The organism is Aneurinibacillus migulanus (assembly GCF_001274715.1).
Lineage (GTDB): Bacteria > Bacillota > Bacilli > Aneurinibacillales > Aneurinibacillaceae > Aneurinibacillus > Aneurinibacillus migulanus.
Genome location: NZ_LGUG01000004.1, coordinates 1,923,329 through 1,940,562, shown reverse-complemented (window position 1 = coordinate 1,940,562; position 17,234 = coordinate 1,923,329). Strand labels below are relative to the sequence as shown.

19 protein-coding genes and 2 pseudogenes are annotated in these 17,234 nt (G+C 39.3%); 6 read left to right on the top strand and 15 right to left on the bottom strand.

Annotated features, from left to right (window positions below):
* The first annotated feature begins 2 nt into the window (after positions 1 to 2).
* A complete protein-coding gene (locus AF333_RS11345; protein WP_043064470.1) occupies positions 3 to 500 on the top strand; it encodes a MarR family transcriptional regulator in 498 nt (165 codons plus the stop codon).
* A gap of 359 nt (positions 501 to 859) precedes the next feature.
* Here AF333_RS11345 and AF333_RS11340 read toward each other — a convergent pair whose 3' ends face one another.
* The 5 genes from AF333_RS11340 to AF333_RS11320 all read right to left on the bottom strand — a co-directional run bounded on the left by AF333_RS11340 (position 860) and on the right by AF333_RS11320 (position 6,945).
* Positions 860 to 2,353 carry an aldehyde dehydrogenase family protein gene (locus AF333_RS11340; protein WP_043064471.1) on the bottom strand — a complete coding sequence of 498 codons (1,494 nt, stop codon included), beginning with the start codon at positions 2,351 to 2,353 and terminating at the stop codon, positions 860 to 862.
* The gene (locus tag AF333_RS11335; protein ID WP_043064472.1) at positions 2,350 to 3,117 is read right to left on the bottom strand and encodes a gamma-glutamyl-gamma-aminobutyrate hydrolase family protein; all 768 of its coding nucleotides are present in this window, start codon (positions 3,115 to 3,117) and stop codon (positions 2,350 to 2,352) included. The genes AF333_RS11340 and AF333_RS11335 overlap by 4 nt, the downstream gene beginning before the upstream one ends.
* Positions 3,101 to 4,453 carry a glutamine synthetase family protein gene (locus tag AF333_RS11330; RefSeq protein ID WP_052811803.1) on the bottom strand — a complete coding sequence of 451 codons (1,353 nt, stop codon included), beginning with the start codon at positions 4,451 to 4,453 and terminating at the stop codon, positions 3,101 to 3,103. The genes AF333_RS11335 and AF333_RS11330 overlap by 17 nt, the downstream gene beginning before the upstream one ends.
* 114 nt (positions 4,454 to 4,567) lie before the next feature.
* Complete coding sequence (locus AF333_RS11325) at positions 4,568 to 5,440, bottom strand: DODA-type extradiol aromatic ring-opening family dioxygenase (protein WP_043064473.1); 873 nt, start codon at positions 5,438 to 5,440, stop codon at positions 4,568 to 4,570.
* 29 nt (positions 5,441 to 5,469) lie between these two features.
* Positions 5,470 to 6,945: an aldehyde dehydrogenase gene (locus AF333_RS11320; protein WP_043064474.1), complete on the bottom strand. Its 1,476-nt coding sequence runs from the start codon at positions 6,943 to 6,945 to the stop codon at positions 5,470 to 5,472.
* Between the two features lie 257 nt (positions 6,946 to 7,202).
* On the opposite strand from AF333_RS11320, the gene AF333_RS35035 reads away from it, so the two are divergent.
* The 3 genes from AF333_RS35035 to AF333_RS11310 all read left to right on the top strand — a co-directional run bounded on the left by AF333_RS35035 (position 7,203) and on the right by AF333_RS11310 (position 9,212).
* Complete coding sequence (locus tag AF333_RS35035) at positions 7,203 to 7,376, top strand: hypothetical protein (RefSeq protein WP_235496385.1); 174 nt, start codon at positions 7,203 to 7,205, stop codon at positions 7,374 to 7,376.
* A 181-nt stretch (positions 7,377 to 7,557) separates the two neighbouring features.
* Entirely contained in the window at positions 7,558 to 8,352 is a 795-nt protein-coding gene (locus AF333_RS11315; protein WP_043064475.1) for an acetoacetate decarboxylase family protein, read from the top strand.
* Positions 8,353 to 8,399: 47 nt separating this feature from the next.
* Positions 8,400 to 9,212 (top strand): fumarylacetoacetate hydrolase family protein, encoded by an 813-nt coding sequence (locus AF333_RS11310; protein WP_043064476.1) that lies wholly within the window; start codon positions 8,400 to 8,402, stop codon positions 9,210 to 9,212.
* A 233-nt stretch (positions 9,213 to 9,445) separates the two neighbouring features.
* Here the strand turns inward: AF333_RS11310 and AF333_RS11305 are convergent, their stop codons facing one another.
* From AF333_RS11305 to AF333_RS31725, 5 genes and pseudogenes are all read right to left on the bottom strand, one after another.
* A complete protein-coding gene (locus AF333_RS11305) occupies positions 9,446 to 9,697 on the bottom strand; it encodes a hypothetical protein (protein ID WP_235355948.1) in 252 nt (83 codons plus the stop codon).
* Between the two features lie 423 nt (positions 9,698 to 10,120).
* Positions 10,121 to 10,965 (bottom strand): annotated as a pseudogene (locus AF333_RS31730) (amidohydrolase); the annotation flags it as partial.
* A gap of 234 nt (positions 10,966 to 11,199) precedes the next feature.
* Positions 11,200 to 11,976, bottom strand: a complete 777-nt coding sequence (locus AF333_RS11290) for a sulfite exporter TauE/SafE family protein (protein WP_043064479.1) — start codon at positions 11,974 to 11,976, stop codon at positions 11,200 to 11,202.
* Between the two features lie 153 nt (positions 11,977 to 12,129).
* Positions 12,130 to 12,300 (bottom strand): hypothetical protein, encoded by a 171-nt coding sequence (locus AF333_RS35030; protein WP_235496383.1) that lies wholly within the window; start codon positions 12,298 to 12,300, stop codon positions 12,130 to 12,132.
* A gap of 62 nt (positions 12,301 to 12,362) precedes the next feature.
* Positions 12,363 to 12,509, bottom strand: a pseudogene (locus AF333_RS31725) (aromatic amino acid lyase); the annotation flags it as partial.
* Between the two features lie 175 nt (positions 12,510 to 12,684).
* Between AF333_RS31725 and AF333_RS37180 the strand changes: the two are divergent.
* A complete protein-coding gene (locus tag AF333_RS37180) occupies positions 12,685 to 13,311 on the top strand; it encodes a GNAT family N-acetyltransferase (protein WP_052811812.1) in 627 nt (208 codons plus the stop codon).
* 142 nt (positions 13,312 to 13,453) lie between these two features.
* Here AF333_RS37180 and AF333_RS11280 read toward each other — a convergent pair whose 3' ends face one another.
* Positions 13,454 to 13,936 carry a DedA family protein gene (locus tag AF333_RS11280; protein ID WP_043064480.1) on the bottom strand — a complete coding sequence of 161 codons (483 nt, stop codon included), beginning with the start codon at positions 13,934 to 13,936 and terminating at the stop codon, positions 13,454 to 13,456.
* A 25-nt stretch (positions 13,937 to 13,961) separates the two neighbouring features.
* Positions 13,962 to 14,459, bottom strand: coding sequence for a CDP-diacylglycerol--serine O-phosphatidyltransferase (gene pssA, locus AF333_RS11275; protein ID WP_043064481.1), 498 nt, complete (start codon positions 14,457 to 14,459; stop codon positions 13,962 to 13,964).
* A gap of 156 nt (positions 14,460 to 14,615) precedes the next feature.
* On the opposite strand from pssA, the gene AF333_RS11270 reads away from it, so the two are divergent.
* Positions 14,616 to 14,819 carry a hypothetical protein gene (locus AF333_RS11270; RefSeq protein WP_139188965.1) on the top strand — a complete coding sequence of 68 codons (204 nt, stop codon included), beginning with the start codon at positions 14,616 to 14,618 and terminating at the stop codon, positions 14,817 to 14,819.
* A 46-nt stretch (positions 14,820 to 14,865) separates the two neighbouring features.
* On the opposite strand, the gene AF333_RS11265 is transcribed toward AF333_RS11270, so the two are convergent.
* From AF333_RS11265 to AF333_RS11255, 3 genes are all read right to left on the bottom strand, one after another.
* The gene (locus AF333_RS11265; RefSeq protein ID WP_043064483.1) at positions 14,866 to 16,026 is read right to left on the bottom strand and encodes an MFS transporter; all 1,161 of its coding nucleotides are present in this window, start codon (positions 16,024 to 16,026) and stop codon (positions 14,866 to 14,868) included.
* A gap of 65 nt (positions 16,027 to 16,091) precedes the next feature.
* Positions 16,092 to 16,382: an ArsR/SmtB family transcription factor gene (locus tag AF333_RS11260; RefSeq protein ID WP_043064484.1), complete on the bottom strand. Its 291-nt coding sequence runs from the start codon at positions 16,380 to 16,382 to the stop codon at positions 16,092 to 16,094.
* A gap of 113 nt (positions 16,383 to 16,495) precedes the next feature.
* The gene (locus AF333_RS11255; protein ID WP_321167164.1) at positions 16,496 to 17,128 is read right to left on the bottom strand and encodes a GNAT family N-acetyltransferase; all 633 of its coding nucleotides are present in this window, start codon (positions 17,126 to 17,128) and stop codon (positions 16,496 to 16,498) included.
* Between the last annotated feature and the right edge of the window lie 106 nt (positions 17,129 to 17,234).

Sequence of the window (17,234 nt, the reverse complement as noted above, 5' to 3'; positions counted from 1 at the left end):
ATATGTACTCTTTTGAGGAGAAGTTACTTCCAGAGGAATTAGCTATTTTGAACCGCTTAACCAACCATTCCCTTAACTTCGAGGCGATGGCGGTTGTTACTAACTTATACCGGGCTGCACAACGATTACGAACAAAAATGGAACGTGACGTTCTCTCTAAATACAATATTTCCTGGACAGCCTTTACTTTGCTTTACAATCTTTGGATTTGGGGTTCCATGGAACCAAGAAAATTGGCCAAATCTATGGGGGTTACAGTTGCTGCTGTGAGTAGTATGACAAACACTTTGGAACGCAAACAATGGTGTAAAAGAGAAGCGAATCTAAGAGACAGACGCTTGGTACTCGTGACCTTGACTGATGAAGGAAAAAAAGTAATAGAGGAATTATATCCTGAATTTAATCAGGGAGAGGCCGACGTAGTTGCTGATTTAGACAGAGAAGAGCAAAAAATCTTAACTCAACTACTGAGAAGAGTGAATAAAAAGATAGAAGATTAGAGACAGCTTTGCACCTGAGAATTTAGCATCATCAGAGTATCAACCACAGGTGAAGCATATATTACTATCCAAAAAAGGGAATAAATATGAGTACTAATGTAGTTATTATAAAAGAACCTTTATATATAATATAAACAGCAGCCTTAATAACCTTTTCTTCTCTATAGTAAAAAAAGGTTACTAAGGCTACTATTCGATAATACGTAACAAAGCATTAATCATATCATTCGTATACTTAGATGAAAAACCATCTCCTTTCTTAATTAAAATGCAAACAGGAAATCAGGCCATCCATAATCTACAGAATAAATGTAAGGAGCGCTTATTTAGCTTCTTCTGCCTGATTCCTGTAAAGTTATCTATCCTATTTTCACCCATACACTCTTGATTTCTGTATAAAGCTCCATTGCATACTCGCCCATTTCCCTACCATTTCCACTCATTTTATAGCCACCAAAAGGAGCAGCCGGGTCTACCGCTCCATACGAATTAATCCAAACCATGCCTGCTTTTAATTGTTTAGCAACACTATGAGCTTTACTTACATCACGTGTCCAAATACCGGCGCCAAGTCCATAAATTGAGTCATTTGCTTGATTTATCAATGTATTTTCATTCTCAAAAGGAATAATAGTAACAACAGGGCCAAAAATTTCCTCCTGTGCAATTCGCATTGTGTTCTTCACATCGGCGAATACGGCTGGTTCAATAAAATAGCCATTATCAAAGGAATCTTTTGTTACCCGATTACCTCCTGTTAGAAGCCGAGCTCCTTCTTCTACCCCGATTTGTACATACTCCATCACCCTGTCCAACTGCCGGGCAGAGACAATCGGACCGATTTGGGTAGAAGGATCTGTTCCATAGCCAATTTTTAATTCTTTAGCATAGGATACAATTTTTTCTACTACTTCTTCATATACTTCCCTTTGGACAAACACTCTAGAACCGGCTGTGCAATCCTGCCCCATGTTATAAAAAATCCCTTCAGCTGCTCCGATTGCAGCAGCTCCAATATCTGCATCAGCAAAGATAATATTGGGTGATTTTCCGCCTAATTCCAATGAAATTTTTTTGATATTAGAGGAGCCTGCTGTCATAATTTGTTGGCCTACCGTCGTCGAACCGGTAAACGCAATTTTATCAATTCCAGGATGACTGGAGATTGCAGTACCTGCTTCTGCTCCGGTACCTGTGATAATATTGATAACTCCTGCCGGAACCCCCGCTTCTATTAACAACTCACCAAGACGCAGGGCGGAAAGTGACGTTTGTTCTGCTGGCTTTAATATAATCGTTGTACCTGCGGCTAGAGCTGGAGCAAGCTTCCAGGATGCCATCATGAGTGGATAGTTCCAGGGAATAATTTGGCCCACTACACCGACCGGTTCCCGCATCGTATAATTTAAATAGCCAGACCTTGAAACTGGGTTCGTTTCTCCTCGTAGCTTTGTAGGCCAGCCTGCATAATAGCGAAATACATTGCTTGCACCGGCTACATCAATATTGAGAGCATTGGAGATAGGTTTTCCATTATCGAGCGTTTCCAGCTCAGCAAGTTCATCTGCATGCTGCTCAATAATCTCTGCGATCTTCCATAACAATTTTTCACGCTCCAGAGGAGTCATGGCTGGCCATTCGCCTGTTTCAAACGCTTTTCTGGCCGCCTCTACTGCTCGATTTACATCCTCTTCATTTCCTGCCTCAAAATAGGTAAGAACTTTCCCGTCTGCCGGATTGATCGCAGGAATTTTTTTTCCGGACAGAGAAGGAACCCACTCTCCACCAATAAGCAGCCTTTTTTCTTGTTGCAAGAATGTTGAAACGGTTGGTGAAACTTCTGTCTTTATCACATCGGCTCCTCCTTCTTGATCCGCTTTTCTACTTCTTTTATAAAGTATGAAAACAATGCGTACTCTTTTTCATCCTCCAGCTTTTCCGGATGCCACTGCATGCCTAATGCCAACCAATCAGTATTGGATTGTACAGCTTCAATAATGCCATCTTCACTCCATCCGATCGGGATAAATCCTTTTCCTATCGTTTGAATACATTGGTGGTGAATCGTATTTACCGTTCGAGTAGAACAATTATACACTTGGGCTAGAATCGAGTCCTCTTCCAAGATCACTTTGTGATTCTGGCTCAGTATATACTCAGGTGCTCCCTCGTTTTTTGGGTGGAGAGGAAAGGTTTCATGAAGATCTTGCAGCATGGTGCCTTCAAAAGCAACCTGCAGAATTTGAAATCCACGACAGATTCCTAACGTTGGCATCCTCCGCTTTTTGGCTTCTTGTACTAAAGCGATTTCAAAAGCGTCAGCTCCTGCATTTACTTCATAGGATTGTCCTGAATTTTTGCCTCCATAGCTTTCCGGATCTACATCTCCTCCGCCGGAAACTAGCAATCCATCGATTAAATCAAGATAAGCTAAAGCGATTTCAGGTTGAGTATGGGGCAAGAGTATAGCTACTCCTCCTGCTTTTTCAATACTTTCTACATATTCTGGACCTAATGTATACAAATCCGTTCGTTCACCCAAAAAAGTAGGTAACTCTCGTCTCCAAGTCGTAATTCCAATTAGCGGTTTTCCTAATATTTTATAGGTGTTGGACATATTCCTTAAGCTCCCAATCTGTGACATATTGTTGATAACGCTCAATTTCTGCTGTTTTCACAGCGGAATAAGCGGTGATCATTGAATTTCCGATCAATTCACATAACGCTTTATCTGCATACAACTCCTCCAGGCTCTCCGTCAATGTTCGTGGAAGAGAGTTCCCTTTCACTTCTACCGGTTGGAGTTCAATTTTTCTGATAATTCCATCATAACCTGCTAAAAGGCAGACCGCAGAAATTAAATATGGATTAGCTGCTCCATCTCCAGCCCGAATTTCAAGCCGACTTCCCAATCCTCTTTCCGGCGGAATCCTAACAAGTACATTTCGATTATCATATCCCCAATCCGTTGATACAGGGGCAATATTGTTTGGAATTAAGCGTTTGTATGCGTTAATAGTAGGGGCTAGGAACGCTGTAAGAGCGGGAGCATGATGTAAAACACCAGCTATAAAGTGCTTCGCCATTTCACTCAAACCATCAGTAGCCGAGGAATCAGAAAAAACATTTTTATCCTGCTGGTTCATTAAGCTAAGATGCAGATGAAAGCCGGAACCTGGCTGATTATTAAAGGGCTTCCCCATAAACGTGGCTAACAATCCGTTACAAGCTGCGACTTCTTTGATCATATTTTTAAAGCTGAACGCTCTATCAGCAGAAGATACCGCTTTTCCATGAATCATGTTGACTTCAAACTGACCACCGCCATGTTCACGATTTGCAGCTGTAACGCCTAAATTCAATATTTTTCCTGCTTCTAGAAATTTCTGCATGAGACCCAGTTCATCTGCACGATAGCCTACAGTGTAGATCATTCCGGCCTGATCACTGTATCTTTTCCACCCGTTCTCTCCTTTTTGCAAGAGGTAAAATTCCAATTCATGAGCAAGAACAGGAGTTAGACCTAAGCTATCGTTAAACAATGTTGTGGCTCTTTTTAAAAATTCTCTTGGAGAAATATCAACAGGTTTTCCGTTATTGTCTACTAAATCGACGAGGCACTGAACGGTATCCTTTTCCCACGGAATCACAGCTAACGTAGATAAGTCAGGCATGGCCCGCATATCTGGAAACCCTCGATCAGGCATCCCCGGTGCATTCAACGGACTTCCATCCAGTCCATCCACCAAGTTGGAATAACAAAATGCCTGTCCTTCTTCTGTAATCGTTCTAAAAAAATCTAGCGGAATATCTTTTCCTCGCGGATATCCATGAATATCGCTATATAATAAACGCACATATTTCATACCTTTTTCTTCCAACTTCTTCACTATTTGTTCAGTAGAGAACAGACGGACCTCTTCATTTGTTATAGTATCTGCACTAATTGACATATAGTTGCCTCCGTATCTGCATTGGCAAAGGTAGTTGGGTATAAAAGCTGGCATGGATTTTTTATTTTCATGCCAGCTTTTGTCCTATTTTACATTGAAATAAAGAGTAAATTCCTATCCCTTTACAGGTTGCGGGAACCACATGTGTACTTGACCAGTTCCAGCTGATGCTTCGTACTCAGAATACTTTTGTCCTTTTACTGCCCATTCTTTTCCTCCAAGTGCACCTGCACTCATAAGATAGTGACCAAAACGCCCTTCCGGTCCAAAAGTACGGAACGTTGGCATCAAATCAATCACATCACCATGTTTTCCTTCTAATAGAAGATCAATGATTTTTTCGTCAATTTCACGTGCTTCTGGAGTGATTAAATATTTTGGATCAAAGGCTTCATACACTCTAATATCACGCAGAGAATAAAACTTGTGGGAGAGTCCACCGGAACCAAGCAATACTACTCTCCGATTACTCTTCTCTATAGCCTCCCGTAGCACTTCTCCAAATCGTAAGAAATCTTCAGGTTCTCCGTTCTGTGCTGTTCCGATCGAAAGGATTTTCTCGCCACGGTGCAGGTAATGAACAAGATTTACTGTACCATAGTGAATCGGAAGATTTTCATTCCGGCTTACATGCACCCATACATCGTCATAGCCTTTCGCTGTTTCTCCAATAATAGCAGCAAGTTCAGGATCTCCATCATAGTTATATGGAATGTCTGCAAGACTGCGCGGCATTTCATCCGAGGTATGAAGACCCTCATAATGATCGCGTCCATCCACTACCATTTCAAATGTGGTATGCCAGTGTGAATCGAAAATAATAAAAGTATCGGCATTGAGCTGATCTAAAACCTCAGTACGGAATTTTTTCAAACCGGGAATCAGTGTAGTGTCCCCTTTTCCTTGATTCATTTCAAGACGAACTTTTTCCGGTAACATAATGGTAGGTACATGTGATAGTATAGCTGCTCCAACAATTTCACCCATAATTACAGCCTCCGATTTTTTATAGTATTTTACGAAGTAAACGAACCTGCTTTATAAGCTACCGTTTGGATATTGCAGAAGAAATCAAAGCTAAAATCTCCACCCTCACGTCCAATACCTGATTTTTTACTTCCACCAAATGGTGCTGATAGATCGCGAGCAAAAAATGTATTAATCCACACTGTACCGCCTATAATGGCGCTTCTCACTCGTTGTGCACGTTCTGCACTGCCTGTGAATACAGTTGCGGCTAAACCATACTCCGTATTATTTGCCATCTCAATTGCTTCTTCTTCAGTACGGAACGTTTGGAACGTAAGGACAGGACCAAATACTTCCTCTTTTAAGATTTCTGCGTGTTCCGGAATATCTACAAATAAGGTAGGCTCAAAATACAACCCGCCCAATTTTTCAGATACCTTCCCACCATAAGCTACTGTTGCTCCCTGCTTTTTTGCTCGCTCAACAAATCCTTGTACTCGCATAAAATGTTCACGCGTAATTAAAGGGCCAACATCTGTTTCTATATTACGCGGATCACCAAGGACAATCTTTTTAGCTCCTTCTTTCATAGCATCTAGGAACTTATCTGCAATAGATTCTTCTACAAGAATTCGAGTGCCAGCCAAGCATACTTGTCCTGCGTTGTCATATTGACCGAGTGCGGTTTTTACTGCTGCTTCAAAATCACTATCTGCAAACACAACGAGTGGTGATTTTCCGCCTAGCTCCATGCTCGCAGGAACGATACGGTCAGCAGCCACTTTTCCAATGATACGTCCAGTCTCAACTGAGCCCGTAAACGAAATTCTGCTAATCCCTGAATGTTGAGTAAGAGCAGCTCCTGCCTCTTCCCCTATTCCCTGTACGATATTTAATACTCCTGCCGGAAGTCCGGCCTCTTCTGCACAATCAGCCAGTAAGGAGCATGTAAATGGTGCCCACTCTGGTGGCTTAACTACTACTGTATTCCCCGCGGCTAAAGCAGGACCCACTTTCCAAGTGGTCAACATAAGCGGAGCATTCCATGGAGTAATCAATGCAGAGACGCCTGATGGCTGATATAACACGCTATACTGTGTGCCATTTGATTCCCATGATTTCCCTTTCAAAGTTTCTGCCCATTCTGCAAAAAAGCGAATGTTATAAGCTGCACGCTTCATTACGCGTAAACGTCCAGATTCTAAAAGTGAGCCATTACTTGCAGTCTCAACCGCTGCAAGCTCTTCTACACGGCTTTCAACAATATCAGCAAACCGACGAAGGTAAACACCTCTTCCTTTTGGCCCTAGTGCAGCCCATTCTGGATACGCTTTCAATGCTGCGCTTACTGCCTCATCTACTTCTTTTTCTCCACCTGCCGCTACTTCTCCTAAAACGGATTCGTCAATTGGACTAATTACCGTAAATGTTTTCTTTGAAGAAACACGCTGACCTCCAATGTAGTGAGCAGGTGATACAAGAACATTAGCAATCAGAATTCTTTCACTTGATTTCGTAACCATATAGAAACACTCCATTTCTTTATTAATAAATTTATTAATGTAATTATTCAGAAAAATACAGGCAGCAGCTGCTTCACTCCATTCTTGTTTAGAAAATTTATAATTAATAAACTCATTTGATATCTTAAGACTAGTACGGACGATTTTCTTTGTCAAGTCATATGTTATCTAATGATTTGAAATATATAATAAATTATTACTTATTAATAAAGAAGCTTGCTTCTTTGATATTAGATAAAACCCTATATACATCTGATTTGATACATCGACAAATTCTTGTGGTGAGAGGGAAGAAAAGAAGGAAGGGCAGTGGGCGGTCAGAAAAAGACACACTGGCCTTTCTTCTGCTGGAGCGCAGGGCGCATCCAACCTCTTCTTTTTCTGAATTGCCTCCTTCCAACCACGCTCCCCTGTCAAAATATCAAGTGTAATTTATATAGATAAACCGCGAAGCTGCAATTCACAAAAAACTTTTTATCTAGTTTTTATCTTATGAAAAATTTAAATTAATTAAATCATTTGATATTAAATGTTAGACATGATAAGATTATTCTAAACATAGCAACTATGTCGATTATTTAGTTACAAAACAAGGAAGGAATGAACCAACATATGGCAAATTTAAAAGGTTTCTCTTTACCCCTTTCTCCAGAAGGAAAAGCAAATTTACTTCCTCCTCCACCTTGGCATTATTCCGGTGATTTTATGACTATAGAGTATCGTGCCGATCCAGATGCAGTAATCGCTCTTTTACCTGATGAGTTGGAACCTGCCGATGACCCAGGCGCTGTAAATCTTATTTTTGCTGATTGGCAATCCTGCAGTGAGAATGGGCGAGAAATCACAGAACCTTATTATTCACAATATAAAGAAGTTATGTTTTATGTAGGTGCTAAATATAAAGGAAAGCCGGTTTGTCGCTGCGTGTACATCTGGGTAGACAAAGACTACGCTATGCTACGCGGTTTGGTCCAAGGCTTCCCTAAAAAATTAGGCGAGGTTTGGATGACACGTCCTACTACCGTAGGTAAAGCCGGTATGCGCTTAGAGCCAGGCGGCATTTTTGCTGGTACTCTTTCTGCCGGAGGAAGACGTTTGGTAGATGCAAAAGTAACATTGAAAGAGATTACACAAAACGGCCCAACAGTAAGCGATCCTCCTTTGCATAATAGCCGTCACTTGCCAGGTATAGATGGAACTGAGCCTGCTATCTATGAGCTCGTCACCTTTAGTGGAACAGACAAAGAAATAGGGCCAATCTGGTATGGCGATGCAGAAATTACGCTTTTCGATTCTCCGTTTGACGAATTGAAAGCGCTTGAACCAAAAGAAATGCTGGGTAGTTACTACCATTCTTTCGGCTATACCTTCGCCGGTGGAAAAGTTCTAGAGCAGCATAAAGTCTAGAACAATTCAATATAACTTTATATTCTATCTAGGAGGATAAATAAGATATGGAATTTGTACGTGTAAAAAGAGGAGATCAAATCATTGAAGGTTATAAAAATGGGAATACACTTGTTCTGCAAAATGGAGAAAAAATTTCAGAAGAAGAAGCAGAATTTGTAGCACCCGTTAAACCAACTAAAATCATTGCCATGCATCTGAACTTTCCAAGTCGAACTGAAGCATTTGGAGCGAAAACTCCAAGATGGCCTTCTTACTTTATGAAACCTTTAACCGCTCTTTCTGGACACCGTGCATCTATAGCTCGGCCACGCGGTACCCAATACCTTAACTATGAAGGGGAAATCGCGCTCGTTATTGGAAAAAAAGCGAAGAATGTTTCTCGAAGCGAGGCTTGGAATTACATTGCGGGTTATAGCCCTGCCATTGATTTCGGGCTTCATGATTTCCGTACCTCAGATGCCGGATCGATGCTACGTGTTAAAGGACAAGATGGATTCTGCCCAATCGGTCCTTCCCTTATCCACGCGAGTGAGGTTGATCCTCATAATTTAACACTGAGAACCTATGTAAACGGAAAAGTTGTGCAAGAAGATAATACAAGCACGTTAGCTTTCCCATTCGATCTTCTTATCGCGGATTTATCCCGCCTTATCACATTGGAGCCGGGAGATGTCATTCTGACAGGTACGCCTAAAAACTCACGCCCTGTTCAACCAGGTGATGTAGTAGAAGTAGAAATTGAAGGATACCCTCGCCTACAAACAAGAATCGTAGAAAGCGAAGTTGATTTTGGGAATTTTGGGGCTCAACCGGAAGATTCCGATGATGCTCGAGATACTGCTTTTGAAATTAAATAGCTTGCTTTATTCCAACAAAAAGAGCCTCCTTTTACCAAAGGGAGGCCCTCCATCATACAAACTTTCTTTCTCATAAGTAGTTCGCACACTTCCCATGCATTAAATAGGGAATCATAACAATTCTCCATACATATAGAAGTGTCTTAATCTTTGTTATAAGGAGTAAGAACAGTGCAAAGCAATCGTAATGCCTTTTCGAAAACAAGGCTTTTGTTTTTCCATAGCCATGTGTGTTATTCTGTTTTTTTACGTACCAAGCTCCATAGCCAGTTAAATATAATGGCACCAATAGCTCCGGCAATGATATTGAATCCGGCAATAACCCAGAGCCAGTCACCCAACAGGAAATCACCAAGCCAGCTGCCTATCAGCGTGACAATCAGTGATGCCCACCAGCCATTACCAGCCACTTGACCTGTCATCCAGGAATTCATTGCTCCCCAGATAACGATACCAACTACAGCCCAGGCGATCCAGAACATCATAATACACCTCCTTTCACAGTAGGATAGCGCTTACGTAATTGTAGATACACATTCTTATCTACCTGCTATCATCATATGATTTCCAAGCAAAAGTGCTACTACATGTTTCCCCAATCTCTATAATACAACCCGATAATGGTACGAAAATCTCAGGATCGTTGTTTCCTGGTTTCTTATATTAAGTGCAGTTCATCTGAGCGGAGTGCTCATCATCTATGGATAGAAAAACAATGGTTATCTCTATATAAGTTTTCAGCATAAAAAGTGGCTATTTCTCATATAAGAAATAGCCACTTTTTATGCTGGAGAATCTTCTCTCTTTTCACAAGAATTATAACGTTGTTCATCCAGTTGATACCTTTCAAAGATTGCAGTAGAACGTTCAGTAAGTCTGTTTCCTGCAATAAGAAAAACATTTAAATTCTATAAAACACATTCTGCTTTCTGGTAAACAGTTTTACCGTCAAGTACGGTTATTTCAACAGATAAATCCTTAATCTTACTTTCTTCTGTAGAAAGAATACTACTGTTTATCACAACAAAATCTGCCAGCTTGCCTACTTCAATGCTCCCTTAAATGTCCTCCTCAAAGCTTGCATAAGCTCCATTCCATGTGTACAACTTAATTGCTTCCAACACATCAATCCGTTGACTACTGGCTACCTCCTGACCCAATTTACTTCTTCGATTAACAGCAACATGGATACCAAGCAGTGGATTGCAATCAGTAACCGGACTATCGGAGCTGGCCGCGGCTATAATTCCCCGATCGATGAAATTACGCACAGGATACATATAATTTACACGTTCCCCATAGTTTTTTAGATAACCATCTCCAAATTCATAGAAAACACCCTCATGTGAGCGGTTTCAATTAAACGACCTGTTAACACACCTTGGTGGTCTCGCTCTATTGTCCCTCCGTCTGGATCAGGGGTATTTTCATTAATGTTTATCGTTTCTAATGCCTTACTGTTGATTACAGAAATGTGACCGCAGGTTCGTAGCACCTTAATCGGATGTTCAGTTGAAACTTCATCCAACTCTTCTCTTGTTGGGTAACGCTTTTCCGCAACCGCTGTCTCATTAAATCCCCATGCCCTGACCCACTGCCCTTTCGGTGTTGTCTGTGCTTTTACTCTTAATTCTTTCAGTATATCTTCAATTGAGTTCATGTATGGCTCTTTGCAACTAACTGCTAACTTATTCGTACCGTACATTGTAATATGCAGGTGGGAATCAATAAATCCAGGAAGTAGACTTTTTCCTTAACGCGCTTTTCATAAATAACCGACAAGATTGTGAGTTCTCTTTATTGCTAAAGAATTACGCCTCTACAGTCACCCCGCTCCTATCTTCTGGGTGCTCGAAAAGAACAGGCGCAAATCACATTGGTATAAGAAGAAAAACGTAGGCTACGTCTAACCAAAATTTATCTCCCACTTCCATTGATGTTGCCGTACCTTCACGTTTAGAAGTGGGAGACTTCTTTCGGAATAATGTTAAATAAACATCGTAATGAGCATATAGATGGAAGATAGTATGGTGACAAGTGCTATAAATATACGTAAGTAATTAATTTTAACCCTGTTTGCATAGTAAGCACCTGCTACAATACCAAGAGTTGTCCCAATTAAACTGGCTATGATCAATTGTGTAATACTTTCCATATTCGAGTGAGCAAAGTATCCGAATATGGATGGGATAGCTATGATCACAGAATTTAGCAAGCTAACTCCTACCGCAACCCTAATGTTCACGCCCAAACTGGCAAGTAGAGGAACAAGTAAGATTGGCCCTCCAGCTCCTGTTAAAGAACAAATGGCTGCTGTTATTACACCGATCAGGACAACCATGATTTTATTTTCTAAAAGGTTCGATCTGCTTACACTTATGTTTGATTCATGATTGTCCTGATTTTTCTTAAATAAAATGGATAGCCCAGCCAAAAGGATAAATGCATATAACAGTAGTTTTACAATATTATCAGGGATCCAAACATTTAATTGAACGCCCAAAAAAGCCCCGGGTAGGCTGCCTATGTTTAGGAAAAGAGCCAACCTGGTATCCATGTTTTTAGACTTCCAGTAAGAATAAGCTCCAATCATTCCTGAAACAGCAAACGACAAAAAACTTAAAGCGAGTGATTCCCTTAATGGCAGGTGCAAAAAACCAACATATATTAGAGGAAGAAGAAACCCCGATATACCGGTCAATCCTAATAGAATTCCAATGATGAGATTCGAACACAATACAATACTAAATAAATAAACTAACATCGTTTAATCCTCGATTCTTCCATATTAACTTAAATTGGACACATACGCTCTTCTGCTATGTGTCCGATATTTCAAATGTTATCGAATGATTAAATTCCAACTCTAAATACAAGATCTTTCATAGATAACTTACTTTCGTACTTAATTTTCTCTTCATCTATATAAATTACACTTGATATTTTGACAAAGGAGTGTGGTTGGAAGGAGGAGATTCGGAATGCGATCCGGCAGCAGACAGGGCAGTGTGTCTTTTTCCAACCGTTCCCGCCCACCGCCCTTCCTTTTTTTCTTACCTCCTACCATAAACATTTGTCGATGTATCAAATCAGATGTATACAGTTCCTCCATTTGATCTGAGATCACACGATCACTTTCCAATGGCAGGCAGAATTGTGAATAATGTCTCGTGCTTGACGCGATGCAATTGTTCCCATGCTGACATGGTCTTCTTGGTTTGCCGATGTCGGAATGGAGTCAACACTCGCCAGATGTGCAAGGGCTTTATTTTCGGAAACAAGTGAAGCTGCTGCATAAATTCTAAAATGTTTGACTACTTCACATTATGGCGATAGCATAGGAATGAAGACATTGCAAAATCCTTAAATACGATGATTACAGATCCGGGGTGGAACTATTTGTAGCACGCAACTTCAAAAATTGGACCGTAAAGACATTCATAAAGCAGCAAAAGTATTGGCTGAAGGATTTATGGATGATCCATTATATGAATACATTTTACCTGATCGGTCTACAAGGCTAGACGTACTCAAGATTTTTTTTCAAAATTACGTAACGATGCTCTATGACTATTCTGACTTATACACAACATCAGACAGTTTAGAAGCTGTCGCACTCGTGTTTCGATCAAAGAAGGTCAACTCATCACCGCTAACCAAATGTAAAGACTTGTCAGCTATCTTATTCACTATCGTCAAATCATCTAAAATATGTCGTTATATTGGTATAAAACAATTTTTGCGAGGAATATTTATCTTACGTAGTATGAGTTCTGCATGGTTATCAATAGTAGGGGAACGGGAATATATTCACCTAGATATGCTTGTGGTACAACAAAAGTATCGGGGTCAAGGCTTCGTCACCAAAGTGATGAAACCTCTTTTAGACGAATGTAAGAAGAGAAATATTATTTGTACCTTAGAAACACAGAATATCAGCAACATCAAATTATACGAGCACTATAACTTCAAAATCGTTGATGTGATTAAGTTACCTAACAGTCATTTAGAACAATATTGTATGGTTTATCAGTTATCGAAATCGAATTTTTTATCTAGAAACGTTCTAGATGATAAAGCAAGCCCGCGAAGCCTATAAGCTTCGCTTTTTAGTTTTTGTTCTAAGAGTCAAATTGTAGATATTCCAAGACAAGCCATATAGAATACTACAAATAGTGCACCTATGATAGAGAAAAGAAAGAAAATATCATTAATTTTTTTCATCAGTTATCCCTCATATCTTATATTTCTCCGATGTAATATCCTATAGTAATAAAGATTAGGCACCAACATAGTGCTCCTGAACCTGCAAATAAAAGATATTTGCGCACCCCCATCCCACTCATTCCAGATAAGTAACAAGTGACATGGCGAAACCCTGGGATAAAATAACCGAAGACAATCGTCCACGGACCATACTTATGAAACCAGCCCTCTACTTTAAGGAGTCGTGTTGGCGTCAATCCTATCCATTTCCCATAGTTATTTAATAGAGGTTTACCGATTTTTCTCCCAAGAAAATAACTAAAAACCATACCTGACATAGCTCCACAAAAGCTGGCTATTACTGCACCTTCATAATGTAAAACATTATTAGAGGCTAAATAACCGACAAATGTCATAAGTATTTCATCAGGAATAGGCAATCCAACAATCCCCAAAGCAAGTAAACAAAAAATAGAGATGTATCCATATTGAGAGATTAATTCTTTTGCCATTTCCATAGTTTGTCGCCTCCATTCCCGCTAACTATCTACCATTTACACGGAAAAACTTTATTTTACTAATCATAAAATAAGACAAAGCAAGAATAACCATCATTGATACGCCTTTATTAAAAACAGGTCCAAAAAGGATAAAAGTAGCTAGTATTCCATTAGCTAGCCCAATTGGCAGACCTATAACGTACTTTTTTGAGGGGGATTGTGTGCGAAAATAGGCAAGACGCAAGGCTCCACAAATCGGAAAAATAGATGCGATTAGCACCCCTATTGTATGCAGCTCATGAAAGACGGCAACATACATAATCATAGCTGGAGCCACACCAAATGATATGATATCCGCAAGTGAATCCAGTTCTTTTTTTAAATCACTCTTCCTATCTAACTTTCTTGCTGTATAGCTATCCAGACTATCTAACAGTAATCCAACTAAAAGTAAAAGCACTGCATATTCAATTTCTCCTTTTAGCACAAAAAGAATGGAATATAAACCGAGAACTAAATTTCCCAATGGAATAATTATCATTTCTTTTCTTCCTTCTATAAATATTTATCCTGACATACTCTACTTTACACGAAAGATCCTATCGTATCTATGCGGGGCGTCTTACATTTTCCTTACAGTTTTGTCATGTAAAAAAAGCAACACGCATAAATGAAATAAAATGGAGCGCGGAAACTCGTGACAGGAATACCACCTGTGTCTCATATTCAGACCTCACTTCCCCAACAATCAAGAAAGCCTGTAGATGATGCAGAACAAGCCTTAACTAGTTATTTTAAGGCTCAAAAAGAAGGCGATGTAGAAGAAATGATGAAATATCGAAAAGATGTGTATTTTACTGATGTAAATGAATTAAAAAATACCTTACAAGTTAAAACGTAAAGCAGCTTACCTGAAATCAAGTAAGCTGCTTCTTCACTTTACCTGGCTACTTCACGCTTGAACGTAAGATGCCACTTGCTTTAAATAAACAAACAAATATAAGATAACAGAGAGAAGTAAACAGGGAAATAAGGATAAAAAAGTGTGTCTTCCCATATAAAAATCCTGCTAACACGGCCCCTAAGGTTGTTCCTGTATACATAAGAGTGTTAGCCAAAGCTGCAATCGTTCCTCTAGATGTTTGGGACAAGGTTTGAAGCGAGCCCATCATTATAGGAAACAAAATACCGCATATTGCAAAAATAACCATCAAATTTATTTTTATGTATGTGCCACTCGGAGCGTAAGGGAGCACAATATACAAAGTAATGAGCAGAAAAATTCCTGTCGACATCGCATGGTTTTTTCCTAACCGCTGAACGATTGCACTCCCCCATAAACTTCCAATGGTATTGCCAAGCCCTAAAAACAGCATAACTGTTCCTATTTGAGAAATAGTGAAATGATATTGGTCTGCCAGCCATGTACCTAAAAGAGAAAAAGCTGCGAAATTTCCTAACTGAAAGACAAAATAACCTAAGAAAGCAAGCTGAGATGTACTGTTGTTCAACAAATTCGTGTATTGCTTAAGAAATGAAACTGGCTCTCTGTTTATCTGAGTTGGTATGGTATCGGGGAAAAAATATAGAATAAAAAAAGATAAAAGTAAAGAAATAGACGCAATACAAAAGAAAGGTATTGACCAATGAGCAGACGCTAAATAACTTCCAATGGGAAGGCCAAGCATTTGCGAAATGGAAAGTCCAGCAGTAGCGATCCCCATACCTTTTAGTATCTTTTCTTTTGGAAGAAGTATTGGAATTGAAGCCCATATTTGCGGTGTAACAAAGGCAGCGCTTATGCCAGCCGCAAATCGAAAGATATTCATCACCCAAAAGCTTTGCGCTGTACCGCATAAAAAGGTAGAAACAGAAAAAGCAACCATTCCCCAAAACATAACCTTCTTTCGATTCCACTGATCCGATAATGGGCCAGCGATTAATGCAAATAAAGCATATCCCAAGGCATAAGAACTTACCATCCATCCAGATATATCTGTTGATACATGAAATTCTTCTTGAAGAAGCGGTAACAAAGGTGAAATTAAGAAGGTATCTGTTCCAATTACAAACATAACTGAAAAGAATAAAACCAATAATTTTTTCATGACATCCACCCCAAAAGTTCATTAGTTAAATAACTTTTTAACTACAGAACAAAAAGAATCCTGGATTATATTGTGTCAAGGAATCCAGGCATATACATATGGAATGTTTCTAGATTTAGTTGAATATACTTTGTCTGTCCATCTTTTCTAACCGTCGTCAGCCCTGCTTCTCTGAGTGTCCGGAAATGATAAGATGCATTCGACTTTGAAGCCTCGCATTTTTCACCTACCTCTCCACAACTCATCTCTTTTTTGTTGTAATAAAGCGTACGAACAATTTGTAGCCGGGTTGGGTCCGCCAAAGCCTTAAAGATTTTAATCCTTTGTTCATCCATATCCATTTGTTCAATAATCATAAAACTATTGTAATTGATAATAACTATTTGTCAATATTATTATCAAAATTATACTCTCAGTTATTCAAAACAATCCCCATCTTAACTGAGCTTTATATGTTTATATACTATGGTTAAGCCTTATTAAGAAAATAGTCTTTACTCAAAAGAGAACATATTACTGCATCAACAAACTTTCCTTTTTCAAAAAAACATTCCTTCAATGTCCCTTCATAACAGAAACCTGCTTTTTCAAGTGACTTTTGCGAAGCTATATTCTCCGGGTCATAAAATGCTTCTATTCTATGAAATTTCATTTGTTGAAAACCATAAGTAAGGATTGGTTTAAGAACCTCTGTAATTACTCCTTTTCTCCAGTAATTAGGTGCAACTTCGTAACCAATTTCCGCTTTGTGATGCTCTTTAGCCAAATTGTGATAACCGCACGAACCAATCAGTTTATTATCCTCTTTTTTGGCAATCCCCCATCTTATACCTTGATTTTCCTTAAACCTCATATCCCAATGCTCAATTAAATCAATCGCTTGCTGAATAGTAGTAAAACTATCAAGATCATAATATTTGGTGACTTCATCGTTAGAAAAGTAATCATAGATTTCTTTGGCATCATGTAAGGTAATTCTCCTTAAATAAAAACGTTGTGTTTCAAGTTGCGGAAATTCCTCAATCCATCTACTATTCATGGTATATACTCTATCCTTCCATATAAATTTCTGTATTTTATTTTTAACTTTTAATAAAGCCATCCAATTAGAAAAATCGGCTATTTGAAATTAACGAAGATAGTTGATCTATATAAATTACACTTGATATTTTGACAGGGGAGTGTGGTTGGAAGGAGGCGATTCGGAA

Coding starts and splice junctions, on each gene's coding strand:
- AF333_RS11345 (WP_043064470.1), top strand. CDS start 3: ATGTACTCTTTTGAGGAGAAGTTACTTCCAGAGGAATTAGCTATTTTG.
- AF333_RS11335 (WP_043064472.1), bottom strand. CDS start 3,117: ATGTCCAACACCTATAAAATATTAGGAAAACCGCTAATTGGAATTACG.
- AF333_RS11330 (WP_052811803.1), bottom strand. CDS start 4,453: ATGTCAATTAGTGCAGATACTATAACAAATGAAGAGGTCCGTCTGTTC.
- AF333_RS11325 (WP_043064473.1), bottom strand. CDS start 5,440: ATGGGTGAAATTGTTGGAGCAGCTATACTATCACATGTACCTACCATT.
- AF333_RS11320 (WP_043064474.1), bottom strand. CDS start 6,945: ATGGTTACGAAATCAAGTGAAAGAATTCTGATTGCTAATGTTCTTGTA.
- AF333_RS11315 (WP_043064475.1), top strand. CDS start 7,558: ATGGCAAATTTAAAAGGTTTCTCTTTACCCCTTTCTCCAGAAGGAAAA.
- AF333_RS11310 (WP_043064476.1), top strand. CDS start 8,400: ATGGAATTTGTACGTGTAAAAAGAGGAGATCAAATCATTGAAGGTTAT.
- AF333_RS11305 (WP_235355948.1), bottom strand. CDS start 9,697: ATGATGTTCTGGATCGCCTGGGCTGTAGTTGGTATCGTTATCTGGGGA.
- AF333_RS11290 (WP_043064479.1), bottom strand. CDS start 11,976: ATGTTAGTTTATTTATTTAGTATTGTATTGTGTTCGAATCTCATCATT.
- AF333_RS37180 (WP_052811812.1), top strand. CDS start 12,685: ATGGATGATCCATTATATGAATACATTTTACCTGATCGGTCTACAAGG.
- AF333_RS11280 (WP_043064480.1), bottom strand. CDS start 13,936: ATGGAAATGGCAAAAGAATTAATCTCTCAATATGGATACATCTCTATT.
- pssA (WP_043064481.1), bottom strand. CDS start 14,459: ATGATAATTATTCCATTGGGAAATTTAGTTCTCGGTTTATATTCCATT.
- AF333_RS11265 (WP_043064483.1), bottom strand. CDS start 16,026: ATGAAAAAATTATTGGTTTTATTCTTTTCAGTTATGTTTGTAATTGGA.
- AF333_RS11260 (WP_043064484.1), bottom strand. CDS start 16,382: ATGATTATTGAACAAATGGATATGGATGAACAAAGGATTAAAATCTTT.
- AF333_RS11255 (WP_321167164.1), bottom strand. CDS start 17,128: ATGGCTTTATTAAAAGTTAAAAATAAAATACAGAAATTTATATGGAAG.